General features: G+C 43.6%; 13 protein-coding genes. All 13 read right to left on the bottom strand.

Annotated elements, in window-relative coordinates:
- Positions 1-86: 86 nt before the first annotated feature.
- Positions 87-1265, bottom strand: coding sequence for a glycine C-acetyltransferase (locus WA325_RS00780; protein WP_044155834.1), 1179 nt, complete (start codon positions 1263-1265; stop codon positions 87-89).
- 12 nt (positions 1266-1277) lie between these two features.
- On the bottom strand, positions 1278-2321 hold the full coding sequence (gene tdh, locus WA325_RS00775) for an L-threonine 3-dehydrogenase (RefSeq protein ID WP_336183058.1): 1044 nt from the start codon (positions 2319-2321) through the stop codon (positions 1278-1280).
- Between the two features lie 262 nt (positions 2322-2583).
- A complete protein-coding gene (gene spoVS, locus WA325_RS00770; RefSeq protein ID WP_003154135.1) occupies positions 2584-2844 on the bottom strand; it encodes a stage V sporulation protein SpoVS in 261 nt (86 codons plus the stop codon).
- A gap of 199 nt (positions 2845-3043) precedes the next feature.
- Entirely contained in the window at positions 3044-3838 is a 795-nt protein-coding gene (gene ymdB, locus WA325_RS00765; RefSeq protein WP_003245138.1) for a 2',3'-cyclic-nucleotide 2'-phosphodiesterase, read from the bottom strand.
- 61 nt (positions 3839-3899) lie between these two features.
- On the bottom strand, positions 3900-5462 hold the full coding sequence (rny, locus tag WA325_RS00760; RefSeq protein ID WP_010334309.1) for a ribonuclease Y: 1563 nt from the start codon (positions 5460-5462) through the stop codon (positions 3900-3902).
- A 286-nt stretch (positions 5463-5748) separates the two neighbouring features.
- Entirely contained in the window at positions 5749-6927 is a 1179-nt protein-coding gene (locus WA325_RS00755; RefSeq protein WP_227599159.1) for a serine hydrolase domain-containing protein, read from the bottom strand.
- A 173-nt stretch (positions 6928-7100) separates the two neighbouring features.
- On the bottom strand, positions 7101-8147 hold the full coding sequence (recA, locus tag WA325_RS00750) for a recombinase RecA (protein ID WP_099042952.1): 1047 nt from the start codon (positions 8145-8147) through the stop codon (positions 7101-7103).
- 172 nt (positions 8148-8319) lie between these two features.
- Complete coding sequence (locus WA325_RS00745; protein WP_059352925.1) at positions 8320-9570, bottom strand: competence/damage-inducible protein A; 1251 nt, start codon at positions 9568-9570, stop codon at positions 8320-8322.
- Between the two features lie 18 nt (positions 9571-9588).
- Entirely contained in the window at positions 9589-10170 is a 582-nt protein-coding gene (gene pgsA / locus WA325_RS00740; protein WP_010334305.1) for a CDP-diacylglycerol--glycerol-3-phosphate 3-phosphatidyltransferase, read from the bottom strand.
- A gap of 49 nt (positions 10171-10219) precedes the next feature.
- Positions 10220-11134 (bottom strand): cell shape determination protein RodZ, encoded by a 915-nt coding sequence (rodZ, locus tag WA325_RS00735; RefSeq protein ID WP_442895276.1) that lies wholly within the window; start codon positions 11132-11134, stop codon positions 10220-10222.
- An 18-nt stretch (positions 11135-11152) separates the two neighbouring features.
- Positions 11153-11944 carry a DUF3388 domain-containing protein gene (locus tag WA325_RS00730; protein WP_024121452.1) on the bottom strand — a complete coding sequence of 264 codons (792 nt, stop codon included), beginning with the start codon at positions 11942-11944 and terminating at the stop codon, positions 11153-11155.
- 129 nt (positions 11945-12073) lie between these two features.
- On the bottom strand, positions 12074-12331 hold the full coding sequence (locus WA325_RS00725) for a DUF3243 domain-containing protein (RefSeq protein WP_024121451.1): 258 nt from the start codon (positions 12329-12331) through the stop codon (positions 12074-12076).
- Positions 12332-12410: 79 nt separating this feature from the next.
- Positions 12411-13139 carry an elongation factor P 5-aminopentanone reductase gene (ymfI, locus tag WA325_RS00720; protein WP_105954258.1) on the bottom strand — a complete coding sequence of 243 codons (729 nt, stop codon included), beginning with the start codon at positions 13137-13139 and terminating at the stop codon, positions 12411-12413.
- Positions 13140-13175: the final 36 nt, after the last annotated feature.

The raw sequence follows: 13175 nt of genomic DNA, 5'->3' as shown, positions 1-13175 counted from the left end.
TCTGCACAACTGGCAACCTATCATTGTACACTCATTGAGAATAATAATCAATAAGGAATGAAAGGGAGAAGAGCGTTCCCTTCTCCTTACAATAGCTGAAGCTCCTTTGCTGTCTTTTCAATGGCATCAAGCGCCTGATCCAGTTCTTCTTTGGTGTGCTCGGCTGTAATAATTGTGCGTATTCTGGCTTTTCCTTTTGCAACAGTCGGGAAAACAATGCTTTGTGCAAAAACACCTTGTGACAGAAGCTGATCAGAAAATTGCTTCGCTGCCCCCTCATCACCTATTAAAATAGGCAAAATCGGCGTCTCGCTCTGTGTGAGAGTAAAACCCATTTGGACAAGCATTGATTTAAAATAATGTGTATTCTCCCACAGACGCTCCATATGCTCCGGCTCTTCCAGCAAGACATCAATTGCTTCCATACAAGCTGCAGTTACAGCCGGAGGATGTGACGTGCTAAATAAAAATGGACGGCCTTTATGACGCAAATAGTCGATTAACACCTTTGAACCGGCAGCATATCCCCCTAAAACTCCGATTGCCTTGCTTAACGTTCCGACTTGAATATGAACCCTTCCGTCAAGACCGAAATGATTTACCGTCCCTCTGCCGTTTTCGCCAAGCACTCCGGATGCGTGGGCGTCATCAACCATCACAAAAGCGTCATATTTCTCAGCGAGCTCCACAATGTCAGGCAGAGGAGCAATATTTCCATCCATTGAAAATACGCCGTCAGTGACAATCAAGCGCATGCGGTAATTCATTGATTTTCTCAGCACCTTCTCTAAATCACTCATATTTACATGCTGATAAACCTTTTTATCCGCCTTAGTCAATCTGATTCCATCAATGATAGAGGCATGGTTCAATTCATCAGAAATGACAATATCGTCTTTTGAAAGAATGCTGGAAAGTACACCTTGGTTTGTTGTAAAGCCTGATTGGAAGACAAGTGCCGCCTCTGTTTTTTTAAAGGCTGCCAGTTTTTTCTCCAATTCTTGATGCATGGTAAACGTTCCGGCGATTGTCCGGACTGAACCGGTTCCGGCTCCAAATTGCTGAGCAGCTTCCTGTGCAGCTTTGATGAGTCTTGGGTGTGAAGTAAATCCGAGGTAATTATTAGAAGAAAGCTGAATGACTTTTTTATGATTCACTGTAACAGAAGGGCCCTGCATTGATTCAACCTGTTTAACGTCTTGCCATGTATGGTTTTCTTTCATTCTTTCAAGCTCTGCTTTTAGAAACTCAAATTCTTTTGTCATGTTGATCCCCCTTTATGGAATTAAAATAACCTTTCCGCACTGCCCGCTTCTCATCAGTTCAAACCCTTTCTCAAACTCTTCTAATGGAAACTGATGGGTAACAATAGGTGAAAGATCCAGTGTGTTTGATCCAAGCAATTGTGAAACCTGCCGCCATGTCGTAAACATCTTTCTCCCTGTGATCCCTTGGATGGTAAGGCCTTTAAACACGACTTTATTCGTCAAGTCGATGGTAACCGGATGTTCCGGCAGGCTGAGAATATGAAATCTCCCGCCATTTGCAGTCATTGCTAGGCCTTGCGCGATAGCTGAAGGGTGACCCGACATCTCACAAACGAGATCAGCTCCTTCCCCGCCCGTTAAAGCGCTTACAATTTTGAGCGGATCTTCTTTTTCGACGGAGACCGTGCTTGTGGCTTCCATTTGTTTGGCGAGAGCTAATCTGTACTCATTTTTGTCAATGGCGACCACCTGCGCTGCACCTGCTGCTTTTGCGACCGCTACCGCCATAAGTCCGATCGGACCGCATCCAATAATGGCAGTCGTTCCTCCGGCGTTCTGACTCTCAAGAACTGTATGAACGGCATTTCCTAAAGGCTCTTGAATGGAAGCAATCGCCGGGTCCATATCCGCGGGATTCTTCCAAACGTTTTCGGCCGGCACTTTGACATACTCCGCAAAACAGCCTGCCGTGTCCACTCCGATAATGGCCGTATTTTTACATACATGAGGCTTTCCTGTTAAACAAGGGACGCATGTGCCGCATACAATGTGTGTTTCCGCAGAAACATACTCCCCGATTTTTACACTGCTGACATTCTCGCCTACAGCCTCGACAATCCCGCTGAACTCATGGCCGAAGACACAAGGAGTTTTTATTCTCTGCCGTGCCCATTGGTCCCAATTATAAATATGCACATCCGTGCCGCAAATGGAAGCTGCCTTAACTTTTATAAGAACTTCATGCTTATCGATTTCAGGAATGGGAACTTCAGCCAGCACAGCGCCGAAAGCACCGTGTTTTTTCATTACAGCTTTCATCTTTCCACTCTGCATGTACAATCCTCCTTTAAAAGTCTTGTTATAACCGGATTGTACCATGATCTGGAATCACCGTAAACAGCTGTGTCCTCCTAGGAAAGACAAAAGTATCCGTCTTGAAAAATGGGCTAAATTTTTTTAATAAAAAGCCGGAATCGTTTTTACACATGACATATGGTTCATTTATATTATAAAAATACTATTGAGAGAAAATATCACAATAAATGAAAAACAACCTGCTTGCATATGCAAACAGGTTGTGAATACTTTAATTTTCTTAGCGAGGCTCCACGATTAATTTAATCGCTGTTCTTTCTTCACCATCGATCTGAATATCAGTAAAAGCCGGAATACAAATCAAATCAACCCCGCTCGGCGCCACAAATCCTCTGGCGATTGCCACAGCTTTTACAGCTTGGTTCAAAGCACCCGCTCCAATTGCTTGAATCTCGGCGGCTCCGCGCTCTCTTAACACACCTGCAAGCGCACCTGCCACTGAATTTGGACTCGATTTTGCTGAAACTTTTAAGATTTCCATTTCTGCTCCCCCTTAGTTTTACAATGGATAAGTGAGTGTTCATTAGAACAATCATTATTAGATGTTGCTATCCAAAAAGCCATCCCCACAATGCTTTTCAAAAATAGCGGGCTACCTTCCATTTTTACTATATTCACTAAGGAGTTGCTATATTCCTGCTTTTCTTTTTAATATTTTTATAAAATAACCATGAGATCAATTATTCAAAGAACATGTGATCATCATTGATTAAAATACGTTCGATTTTAACGGCTTTTTTCGTTTGATCGTCTATATCGATGACGACTCCACTCAGGGTTGTTTTTCCTTCAGCGACAGTAAAGCGCACAGGAAGGTTTGTTTTGAAACGTTTGATAATCGTTTCTCTGTCCATCCCCAGTATACCGTCATATGGGCCGGTCATTCCTACATCAGTAATATATGCCGTGCCCTTCGGCAAAATGCGGTTATCCGCTGTTTGCACGTGAGTGTGAGTTCCTACTACAGCAGATGCCCGTCCATCCGTGTACCAGCCGAGTGCGAGCTTTTCACTTGTCGCTTCCGCATGGAAGTCGATAAAAATGTACGGTGTTCTTTTAGCAGCTTCGGCAATTAATTCATCCGCTTTTAAAAACGGATCATCGAGCGGCGGTAAAAACGTACGGCCTTGTAAGTTGATAACAGCTAGTTCTTTACCGTTTGCTTTCACATATGTGATCCCTTTTCCCGGTGTTCCTTCCGGAAAGTTTGCGGGACGGACTAAGTTCGGGACATCGTCGATAAAATCAAAAATTTCCTTTTTATCCCATGTATGGTTTCCCATCGTGATCGCATCTGCGCCAGACTGTATTAAACTGTGATAGATTTTTTCTGTTAAGCCTTTTCCATGTGCGGCATTTTCGCCATTTATAATGGTAAAATGCGGCTTGTATTTTGTTTTCAGCTTTGGCACATACTCTTTTACCATGTCGCGGCCCGGTGACCCGACAACATCTCCGATAAATAAAATTCTCATTTTGTAAATCCTTTCTATTCCTCTGCCTTCAAAAAAATAAAGTGATGCTTAGCGCATCACTTTATTTTGCATACTCTACGGCTCGAGTTTCTCTAATGACTGTCACTTTAATATGACCTGGATAATCGAGCTCGTCCTCAATTCGTTTTCGGATATCTCGCGCCAAGCGATGAGCTTCAAGATCATTTATTGAATCCGGCTTCACCATAATACGCACTTCACGTCCAGCCTGAATCGCAAATGATTTTTCAACACCTTCGTAGGACTCAGAAATTTCTTCGAGCTTTTCAAGTCTTCGAATGTAGTTCTCGAGTGTCTCACTTCTTGCGCCAGGTCTTGCAGCGGAAAGCGCATCTGCTGCAGCTACCAGCACAGCGATAATGGAAGTCGGCTCCTCGTCCCCATGGTGTGATGCAATACTGTTAATTACGACTGGGTGCTCTTTATATTTAGTCGCAAGCTCGACTCCGATTTCAACGTGGCTTCCTTCTACTTCATGGTCAATCGCTTTTCCGATGTCATGAAGAAGTCCCGCACGTTTAGCAAGCTTTGCATCTTCTCCAAGCTCCGATGCCATCAGCCCAGCCAAGAATGCGACTTCCATGGAATGCTTAAGCACATTTTGACCGTAGCTTGTACGGAACTTTAAGCGGCCGAGAATTTTGATCAGATCTGGGTGGAGGCCGTGAACGCCAACCTCAAATGTCGTTTGCTCACCCATCTCACGAATGTAGTCATCGACCTCGCGGCGAGATTTTTCAACCATTTCTTCAATCCGTGCCGGATGAATACGGCCATCCTGAACGAGTTTATCAAGAGCAATCCTTGCTGTCTCACGTCTGATCGGATCAAATCCGGACAGGATGACAGCTTCAGGGGTATCATCGATAATCAGGTCAATACCTGTCAGCGTTTCAAGCGTACGAATGTTACGCCCTTCCCGACCGATGATACGTCCTTTCATCTCATCATTTGGAAGATTGACAACTGATACCGTTGTTTCGGCAACGTGGTCCGCTGCGCAGCGCTGTAAGGCGAGTGAAAGAATGTTTTTCGCTTTTTTATCCGCCTCTTCTTTCGCACGGTTCTCAGTTTCTTTTGTCATGATGGCGATGTCATGTGAAAGCTCGTTTTCAACCCGGTCAAGAATGATTTGTTTCGCTTCGTCACGAGTCAGACTCGAAATTCGTTCCAACTCTGACTGCTGCATACGAATCATCTCATCCACTTTGCTTTCCATCTCTTCAATATGTTGTTGTCGTTCATTCAGAGAATGATCTTTCTTCTCCAACATCGCTTCCCGTTTATCAATTCCCTCATGTTTGCGATCAAGGTTTTCCTCCTTTTGGAGTAAACGGTTTTCTTGTTTTTGAAGCTCATTTCGTCTTTCACGAACTTCTTGTTCAGCATCTATTCGAAGTTTGTGGATTTCATCCTTTGCTTCAAGCAGAGCTTCTTTTTTCAGTGCTTCAGCATCACGCTTTGCATCTTCAAGAATTTGCTCGGCTGCACCGCGTGCGCCTGCAATTTTCGCTTCGGCAATGGTTTTACGAACATAGTAGCCAACAACTAAACCGAGTAGAATCAGCAAAATGGAGATGAGAACCATCATAATTGGGGTCATACTTTCACCTCCTCTTGCTATGAACTTGGTTGTTGCTCAAAATAAGTGTCGGCATGTACATTGTCTGGTTTTCTCAACATACAGAACCTTCACAGGGAATGAAAGTTTCATCGCCCTTGTCAAGTTTAAATGGTTTAACAATCATGTTAAAAAAACAAATGTTACAACTTCATTGTAATTGTGTCGGAAATACTTGTCAAGCTTGCCAGCTTAACGTTTGCCGAGCCGCCCCCATTTATCGTGCTGAACGTGAATCCGCCAATCTTTTGAAAAAACAGATCGTAAATTACTCCTGATTTAGAAGCTGGTATATTTTATTGTTCACTTGTCCAAGTTTAGCGTTATTTTGAATGTTTGACAACAAAACAACAACGGTTTGTCCGGATTTGCTGAAGCTGTTCAATACGTTGAAGCCCGGCATGACTCCGTGGTTTGAATAGCTTCCGGGAGCAACATAAAATCCCATCCCGTATGTGGAACTGCTCCCTGGCGTGAACATTTTTTCATAGCTTTCTTGCGAATAGAGCTTGCCGTCTATCAGTGCTTTGTCAAATTTGTACATGTCGGCAGCACTCATATATATATCGCCTGCCCCATAAAGCTGAGATAAATCAGGCATATACGGTGTGACGGCCCTGCTGCCTTTCAGCTTGTAGCCGACAGCTGGATAAGGCTGCTTATCGTATGTCTTGTAAAAACCCGAATGCGTCATCCCCGCCGGCTTAAAAATATGATTGGTTATGTATTGTTCATAAGACTCACCGCTCACTTCAGCAACAATATAAGCGAGAACTGTATAGTTAGAATCCTGATAGTCCCATATTCCAGGCTGGCGTTTGATTCCTTGCTTCTCTATGTCTTTTATTAAGTCATCCGGAGTGATCTCCCCATTCCCTTCAACATGTCCGTTTATTCCCGATGTATGAGTAAGCAGATTCTTTAATGTAATATTCTTTCCGTTGGGAAAATGAGATAAATACGTGCTGACCGGATCACTTGTCTGGAGCTTTCCCTTTTCCTCAAGCTGCAAAATAGCGGTTGCTATCAGCGCTTTTTGTGACGATCCGACATAAAAGGATGTCGCAGGATTGTTTTTTATATGATGCTCGCGGTCCGCGTAACCAAAACCTTTATTGATTACGACTTCTCCATTTCTGACGATCATGGCTGTCCCGCTGAAGCCGATCTCTTTTAAATAACTGCTGATTTTTTGATTGCGGTCCACTGCTTTGATTTGTTCCTCTGTTTTTTTGGCTTTATTTTTCTTCTGATCAGCTTGCTTCTGACCGGTATCAGAAACCGCCGCAGCTTCTTGAGATGGTTCGGCTTCTTCATCCTCTCGATGAATGGCATTCCAAATCGTGAAACAAATGATTGCGGCCAACATACCAAACAAAAGTTTGCCTCTTTTATTTAGTTTTCTCCGTCTGCGCGTCGCAGTTCTTCTGCGAGTGGGGCTTGTCATTCATTTTATCCTCCCAATCTAATTTCAAATACACACGTTTTGTTAGACGTATGAAGTACTATAAAAGTTGTCAAAAAAACCAATTTATTTATCTTTATTTTGCAGAAAATATAAAAGAAAAAAAGGCAGAGTTTTCACTCTGCCTTTTTTATCATTTCAAATTCATTTTATTTTTATTCTTCAAATTCGAGTTCTTCCTGTGTCTCTTCCGTCTGCTGCTGTACTACTCCGTTATTATCTAAGCCGTAATGTTCACGAATTTGCTCCTGAATCATCAGCATGATATCTTTATTTTCTTTTAAAAATTGTTTGGCATTTTCACGGCCTTGGCCAAGACGCTCTTCTTCATAAGAGTACCATGAACCGCTTTTTTGCACGATATCAAGTTCAGTTCCGAGATCAATGATTTCGCCTTCTTTTGAGATACCTTCTCCATACATAATATCAACCTCAGCTGTACGGAACGGAGGAGCCACCTTGTTTTTCACGACTTTAATTCTCGTTTTATTCCCCATAACGTCGTTGCCTTGTTTCAGCTGTTCAGCACGGCGTACTTCAAGACGAACGGAAGAGTAGAATTTCAGCGCACGACCGCCGGGAGTCGTTTCCGGGTTTCCGAACATAACGCCGACTTTTTCACGAATTTGGTTAATGAAAATCGCAATAGTTTTCGATTTGTTGATAGCCCCTGAAAGCTTACGAAGCGCTTGAGACATTAAACGTGCCTGCAAACCGACATGTGAATCTCCCATGTCGCCTTCAATTTCCGCTTTCGGAACGAGCGCCGCTACAGAGTCGACAACAACGATGTCAACTGCACCGCTTCGAACCAACGCTTCTGCAATTTCAAGCGCCTGCTCGCCTGTGTCAGGCTGAGACAGTAAAAGCTCTTCGATATTGACACCGAGTTTTTGTGCGTATACCGGGTCTAGCGCGTGCTCCGCATCGATAAACGCAGCTTGTCCTCCCTGCTGCTGAACCTCAGCAATTGCATGAAGCGCAACAGTTGTTTTACCTGAGCTTTCAGGACCGTATACTTCAATAATCCGTCCGCGCGGATATCCGCCAATTCCCAGTGCCGTATCAAGAGCGAGGGAGCCGCTTGGGACAGTAGAAATTCTTGTATCTGTCTTTTCTCCCAGTTTCATAATAGAACCTTTGCCGAACTGCTTTTCTATTTGTTTAAGAGCCATATCTAAGGCTGCCTGACGATCACTCATTCTATTTTTTCCTCCTTTATGTTACCACTACATATACTATACCCTGTTTGAAGGGATTTGCCAAGAAAAAAGCGAACGCATATTCGGATTTTTTCTTGGCCTGATTTCTACCAAAATATCATAATGAGTCAGAGAAATCATGTTTTTTGAGGAGGATAGTGTGCTGAAAACATTATTTTTGCTCTAACAGTTTTAAAATTAAATGGCAGCCATATTTAGCAGCACGTTTTCTGATTCCTGTTCTGGAGCCTGCAAAGTGAAACTCGTGAACCTCTTCTTTTCCGTTTGCAGAAATACCGATAAATACATGTCCAGGTGCATGGCCTTCTTGAGTATCAGGGCCGGCAACACCGGTAAAGCTAATGCCAATATCGCTTCCAGTGAGCTGCTGAACACCCTTTGCGAGCTCAGATGCGCATTCCTCGCTGACTGCGCCGAAGCGGTCCAATGTTTCCTTTTTGACGCCGAGGACATTTTGCTTCACTTCGTTTGAATAGCAAACAACGCCGCCGGAAAACAATGCTGAAGCGCCGCTAAGGTCTGTCAGCCATTCGGAAAACAGCCCGCCGGTAAAGCTTTCTGCGGCAGAAAGCGTGATGCCTTTTTCCTTACATGCTTTAGATAGCTCTTTCACAAGCGATGTATCGTCGTAGCCATAGAAAAATTCACCGACACGTTCTAAAATAACGGCTTCTGTTTCTTTTAACAAACGCTCTGTTTCTTTTTCATCGGCATGTTTCGCTGTCAGGCGAAGCGTCACCTCGCCGTCCGCTGCCAACGGAGCGATCGTCGGGTTCGTCTGTGCATCAATGATATCTTCTAAATCAGCTTCAAGCTGAGATTCGCCGATACCGAAAAAGCGAAGAACAGTTGATACAATTTTTTCATTGGAGCCCATCTTTTTAAGAAGAAGCGGTTTTGCCTCATTTTCAAACATCGGACGCAATTCGCTCGGCGGCCCGGGAAGAAGCATATAAAAGCGCGAATCATGCTCTGTAAGCATTCCCGGCGCCATTCCAAAGTGATTCGCCAGTACGTCAGATCCTTCGATGACAAGCGCCTGTTTTCGGTTATTAGGTGACATCGTGCGTTTTGTTCGTTTGAAATAATCCTCAATGGATTGAAACGCCTCATCATTTAAAACGAGCGGACGTCCCAGCACATTTGCTATCGTTTCTTTTGTTAAATCATCTTTTGTCGGTCCGAGCCCTCCTGAAAAAATAATAAAATCAGAGCGCTCTTCAGCAATGCGGATGACCTGCTTCAGCCGCTCCGGATTATCACCGACTGCTGTATGGTAAAATACGTTTACTCCGATTTCTGCCAGCTGTTTGCTGATAAATTGAGCATTTGTATTAGCAATCTGACCGAGTAAGAGCTCTGAACCGACTGCAATAATCTCTGCTTTTTTTGGAAATTCCATCATGTATGTCCTTCTTTCTTAGTTAGATGTTTTTAGCGCTTCCCAGTTTTTAGCGAAATAGTCCCAGCCTGATACAACGGTAAAGAATACGGCTACCCATAACGCCAGGTCAGCGAACGGAAATGACACAAGCTCAAATGGAAGATTGTGAAGAAGCAATGCAGATACTGCAATGATTTGTGCCCAGGTTTTAATTTTACCAAGCATATTCGCAGCGACTACTTCTCCCGTTCCGGCTAATACAAGCCTTAAACCTGTTACGGCAAACTCCCGGCTGATAATCACAATGACCATCCAAGCGGGAGCAAGATCAAATTGAACAAGGATAATTAACGCTGCCGATACGAGAAGTTTGTCCGCAAGCGGATCGAGAAATTTCCCAAAGTTTGTAACAAGGTTCAGTTTGCGGGCATAATAACCATCTATCCAATCTGTCGTCGATGCAATAATAAACAAGATAGCGCCCGCCAAGTGTGTGACCGGAATGGATTCGTCTCCAAATTCGAGCCTGCCCCAGTCAAACGGCGCCAGCATGATAATCATGAAGATTGGGATTAATGCAATTCTTGCTAGTGTGATTTTATTCGGTAAGTTAAACATAAAGCCCCTCCAGTTTCATACTCGGACGTGAAGAAAAGTCATCTGGTGATTAAGATGACTTTTCTTCCTTTTTATTTACAATCTTTATTGTTTGTGCCATCACTTCTTTAGGATCAAGTTTATATGAAAGAACCTCACCGTTAATTTTTATTTTCAGGTTAGGTGCATATCCTGTGCGGATTTCAACTTGTTGCTGATCAGTTATGTCTTTTTTATACGTTTCGTCTTTTTTCAGTGTACCCTCTTTAAGAGAGCTGCTGTTTTCATCACGCACTCGAATCCAAGAGCTGTCTGAAGCCTTCAGCTCAAGCTCAATTTTATCAGCACCGGACACTTCATAAGTTGTTACAGATCCTTCAGTGCCAGTTGCTTTCATCTCTAGTTTGTCACTGTCACTGTCTTCTTTTTTATCTTCTTTGTCTTTCGTTTCTTTTTTCGTGTCTGTCTGTTTTTCAGAGCTGTTGGTTTGATTCTCTTTCAGCGTTGAATCTTTAGGGATCTCATACTTGCTTTCACTTTTCGCGATTGATTTTTCTGATGCCGCATTGCTATTATCATCGTTTTTATGATTCGCAAACTGAATTATAGCGTAAACAATGGCGATCACGATAATCACTCCGAGAATCACAAGTATTGTGGGCAGCAATTCCAGCGCCTTAGAAGCAGGCTTTGGCATTTCCTTCTGGAGATTCATGCCGGAGATTTTTTCAGACACATCGTCATGATACGTATTCGGGATATCTTTTTTATGCTCCTCAAACAATTGGTCAGCATCAAGCCCGACGGCTTCCGCATATTGCTTGATGAAAGCCCGGACATAAAACTTACCCGGAATAATGTCATAATTTCCTTCCTCCAAGGCGGTTAAATACCTTTTTTGAATCTTAGTTGCCGCTTGGAGATCATCCAATGACATTGCTTTTTCCTCTCTGGCTTCTTTCAGCCGGATTCCTAGTTCAGTCACAACAAACACCTTCCAATTTTAAAAATCAAAGCTTGAAAACCCGGATTGATCAAACATTTGGGGTTCTTCAGCATGTTCATATGTAATAACCTCATCAGGATCATTTCTCAGTTCAATAATATAATCAAAGTCATCTAGTGTATACTCTGTATTTTGAACGAATATGTCCGGATGCTCCACCACTTTTGTAGCAGGCAGCCTCATGATTTCCCTCACCAGCTGCAGATGGCGTTCTGATCCTCTTCTTGTCGATACAATGCCGTCAATGATAAAGACATTTTCAGTGCTGTATTCATCGGCAATCAGCTGGCTTCTGATTGTCTGTTTCAGCAAGGTAGATGACACAAACAGCCACCTTTTGCTGGCGCATACGCTGGAAGCTACGATTGACTCCGTTTTCCCGACGCGCGGCATTCCCCGGATCCCGATTAATTTATGGCCTTCTTTTTTGAACAGTTCGGCCATAAAATCGACTAATAAGCCCAGCTCGTCCCGTTCAAAGCGGAATGTTTTCTTATCATCGGCATCCCTCTGGATGTACCGGCCGTGACGCACGGCGAGGCGGTCGCGAAGCCTTGGTTCTCTCAGCTTCGTTACTTTAATTGTTTCCATCGTTTTTAAGATTGATTCTAATCGCTTAATTTGATCTATATGGCGGCACCTGAGCAGCATTCCCCTTCTGGAAAGATCGACGCCGTTTATCGTTACGATGTTAATAGAAAGCATCCCGAGAAGAGATGAAATATCCCCGAGCAGTCCGGGGCGGTTCACTTGAATTTCATATTCAAAATACCATTCGAGCTTTGCCAAATGATATACCCCCTTCATTGTGGCAAAATTTTACCTTCCTTTATCATAAAGCATTTTTCTCTAATTAGAAAGAAGAATGTTGCTGTGATGGGGAAAACATAAAAAAGAGAGGAAGAATCTCCTCTCTTCTTAATGAGTGCTGTTATTTTCAACAAGCTTAACCATCATATTGGCAATGGCGTGCTGTTCTTCTTTAGATGCTACGCTCCAAAGATCTGCCAGCACTTTTTCCTGCTCGTTCTTAGAATCCACTTCATTAGCCAGGTAACCGCCGATTTCTGTAGCAAGGTCAGTGATGGTGTCCTGACTCATGCCTTTTTCTTGCGCATAGTTTAAACGATCACCAAGGAAATTCTTCCAGTTATCCCAGTTTTCTAATACTGACATGTGAGTTTCCTCCATTTCATGTGAAGTTACAAAATTATTTTGTCCTTCTTAAAAGAAACTATACACATTTTATTTTGCATCAGCAGTGCCAGCCGCCGTTTACTGACAGAATCTGTCCAGTAATATAGGAAGCTTTTTCAGACAGGAGAAATGCTGCCGCCTCGGCAACTTCTTTCGGCTGTGCAAGCCTGCCGATCGGGATTTCATCAGCGATCTCTTCTAATTCATCCGGATTGAATTGATTCATCATGTTTGTATCTACAGCACCCGGTGCTACTGCGTTAACCCTGATACCGCTTGGGGCCAGCTCCTTAGCCAGTCCTTTTACAAACGAGTGCTGCGCTCCCTTTGCCATGCTGTACAGCACCTCACACGATGCGCCAGTCTCTCCCCAAATAGAGCTGACTGCCACGATCGCTCCCGATTTGTTACGGATCATGCCTGGAACAAGGTTTCTCGTCAGCATGTAAGGACTTGCCACATGCAGCTGAACCATTTCCTGTACCGTAGCATTATCTACATCAGTAATCAGCCCGAAATGGCTTCTGCCGCTGTTTAAAACGATCGCATCAACCGGCTGAACAATTGATTTTGTTAGTTCATCAGCGCCAGTGGGAGTGGAGAGATCTCCTTGCAAAATATCAGCATATATGCCAAATGACCGTTTCAGTTTTTCAGCAAGCTCTGCAGCCGCGCTTTCATTCTGATTGTAGTGCAAAAGCAGATCATACCCCTCTGCTGCAAGCGATTCACTTATGCTTTTGCCGATACCGCCGCTCGCCCCGGTGACTAATGCTGTTTTTTTCATCCTCTTTCCTTCTTTCCGCAGAAAAACACCCCTCAC

The organism is Bacillus sp. 205(2023), from assembly GCF_037027485.1.
In the GTDB taxonomy this organism is placed as follows: Bacteria; Bacillota; Bacilli; order Bacillales; family Bacillaceae; genus Bacillus; species Bacillus halotolerans.
This window is presented reverse-complemented; position numbering and strand designations above follow the sequence as displayed.

What these genes read in the sequence shown, in the direction of transcription:
- WA325_RS00780 (WP_044155834.1), bottom strand. Translation starts at nt 1,265, where the DNA reads ATGACAAAAGAATTTGAGTTTCTAAAAGCAGAGCTTGAAAGAATGAAA.
- tdh (WP_336183058.1), bottom strand. Translation starts at nt 2,321, where the DNA reads ATGCAGAGTGGAAAGATGAAAGCTGTAATGAAAAAACACGGTGCTTTC.
- spoVS (WP_003154135.1), bottom strand. Translation starts at nt 2,844, where the DNA reads ATGGAAATCTTAAAAGTTTCAGCAAAATCGAGTCCAAATTCAGTGGCA.
- ymdB (WP_003245138.1), bottom strand. Translation starts at nt 3,838, where the DNA reads ATGAGAATTTTATTTATCGGAGATGTTGTCGGGTCACCGGGCCGCGAC.
- rny (WP_010334309.1), bottom strand. Translation starts at nt 5,462, where the DNA reads ATGACCCCAATTATGATGGTTCTCATCTCCATTTTGCTGATTCTACTC.
- WA325_RS00755 (WP_227599159.1), bottom strand. Translation starts at nt 6,927, where the DNA reads ATGACAAGCCCCACTCGCAGAAGAACTGCGACGCGCAGACGGAGAAAA.
- recA (WP_099042952.1), bottom strand. Translation starts at nt 8,147, where the DNA reads ATGAGTGATCGTCAGGCAGCCTTAGATATGGCTCTTAAACAAATAGAA.
- WA325_RS00745 (WP_059352925.1), bottom strand. Translation starts at nt 9,570, where the DNA reads ATGGAATTTCCAAAAAAAGCAGAGATTATTGCAGTCGGTTCAGAGCTC.
- pgsA (WP_010334305.1), bottom strand. Translation starts at nt 10,170, where the DNA reads ATGTTTAACTTACCGAATAAAATCACACTAGCAAGAATTGCATTAATC.
- WA325_RS00725 (WP_024121451.1), bottom strand. Translation starts at nt 12,331, where the DNA reads ATGTCAGTATTAGAAAACTGGGATAACTGGAAGAATTTCCTTGGTGAT.
- ymfI (WP_105954258.1), bottom strand. Translation starts at nt 13,139, where the DNA reads ATGAAAAAAACAGCATTAGTCACCGGGGCGAGCGGCGGTATCGGCAAA.